General features: G+C 35.7%; 1 protein-coding gene. It reads left to right on the forward strand.

Going from position 1 to position 1,919, the window contains the following annotated elements; genetic code table 11:
• Positions 1–782 precede the first annotated feature (782 nt).
• Positions 783–1,832 carry a TIGR03571 family LLM class oxidoreductase gene (locus CKF54_RS08025; RefSeq protein WP_119525820.1) on the forward strand — a complete coding sequence of 350 codons (1,050 nt, stop codon included), beginning with the start codon at positions 783–785 and terminating at the stop codon, positions 1,830–1,832.
• The last annotated feature ends 87 nt before the right edge of the window (positions 1,833–1,919 follow it).

Below are 1,919 nucleotides of genomic sequence, written 5' to 3' on the forward strand. Positions count from 1 at the left end.
AAAGGTGGTAACTTAGGATAGTTATAATTTGTTTAACTAGAGTATGTTGTTATTGTCTAACTTTGACCTGTTCATTATAAGAAAGTTTATCCTTTGAATAAAGTAGGTTAAAGTTTAAACACTATTAACTTATATTCATCAATCTAAAAACCATGCTTTGCTAAAATAGCAGTTAGGAGAGATAGAGAATTTAAACTTTACCTCTATTTAAAGCTAAATACTATTCTAAGCTTATAGCTAAGATTGATTAGCAAGAGCTACTTAAAGATATAAGACCATGTCTAACTCTTGCTTACCTGTGAACTATTATAGACCTCAATAGTTTGTTAATAAATATCAGTTTTTGCAAAAGATTATTTCAATTTACGAAACAATAGCTAGTAAGTTAAGCACTATCCTCGATAAAGCGTTAGATACTAATCCCTGCTCTTTCAACCTTTACCATTGAGCAATAACTACAGGCATTGACTGCATGCTGTGACTACAGCCTATAGCTTGAGAAAGTAACTACAGACTGTAACTTTAAGAAGTATGCCCTGACTGTAACTACAGCGAAGATTTCTATACTGCCTTAAAGCATAGATTTACGGAGGCAACCAAACGTATAGAAAAGAGAATGTGAAAAATAACCGCAATCTAATATATACAACAAGTAACTACAATCTAAGGTATACAACAAATAACTGCAATCTAAGATATACAACAAGTAACCACAATCTAAGCTAACCAGTTGAGGTTACAGCTCAAGTTTACTAATGCAAACAAACAACAGGGAGAACCAAATGGATAACAAACTCAACAAGAAAATAGCCAACCTTTCCATCCTTGGTCAAAAAGAAGATGACTACTTTAGTCACGCACCGGTAAATGAAAAAGAACTCATTCTTCCACCAACTATGGCAAACCATCCAGCTTTTAGTAAAGTTTTTATTCCAGGAAAACTAACGCTTGGTTTAATTTCTCCTTTTAAAGGATACCCTGATAGTCCTTTTCCAGATATCTCTGATCTGGGAGAAGTAGCTCAACAAGCAGAGCAAGCTGGTTTTGCTGCTTTATGGATTCGTGACGTACCTTTTTATGATCCAAATTTTGGAGATGTCGGACAAGAGTTAGATCCCTTTGTAACTCTTGGTTACCTTGCTGCTAAAACAAATCGTATTGCATTAGGAACTACTGGTATTCTAGCTCCTCTACGTGACCCTATTCACATTGCAAAAGCAGCAGTAAGCCTTGCCAAACTAACCAGTAATCGTTTTATTTTAGGGTTGTCTACCGGAGATAGACCTGTAGAGTATCCAGCATTCAATGTTGATTTTGCAAAGCGTGCCGATCTCTATCGCGAAGCTTGGGAACTTATTAAACATCTAACAAGTCATAGTTATCCTGAATTAAAAACAGAATCATATGGTACTTTTAGAGGTAAAATTGATCTAGTGCCTAAGCTAAGTCAAGCTCTACCTATGATTGCTGTTGGTCGTGCAAGACAAGAGTTTAGCTGGTTAGCTAACACTCCTGATGCTTGGATCTGGCATGGTTTTAAACCAGAGCAAACTACAAATATAAACAACACTATTGCGCACTTAAACCAAGATGGTTATTGGCGTCCTTTAGGAGCTGGTTATTTTATTGAACTTCTTGAAGATGTAGAGGCTCCTCTAGAAAGTTTTAACAACCTTTACCTTAAAGGTGGAGCTAAAGCTCTTGGTGATTACTTTGTGCAACAACAAGCTAATGGCTTAGCACACGCAACTATAAACTTAAAACCAACTAAACGTCCTTACCAAGAGATCTTTGAGGAGTTTCAGAAGTACATTCTAAGTAGATTAGCTTAAATGCTTTTACCTCTGATCTCGAACTTATTGGCAAATACAATTATTGAGTGCAAGTTGGTAAATTTACAAGTTCATAAGTTTACAGGT

The sequence above is a fragment of the Psittacicella hinzii genome, from assembly GCF_003585885.1.
In the GTDB taxonomy this organism is placed as follows: domain Bacteria; phylum Pseudomonadota; class Gammaproteobacteria; order Enterobacterales; family Psittacicellaceae; genus Psittacicella.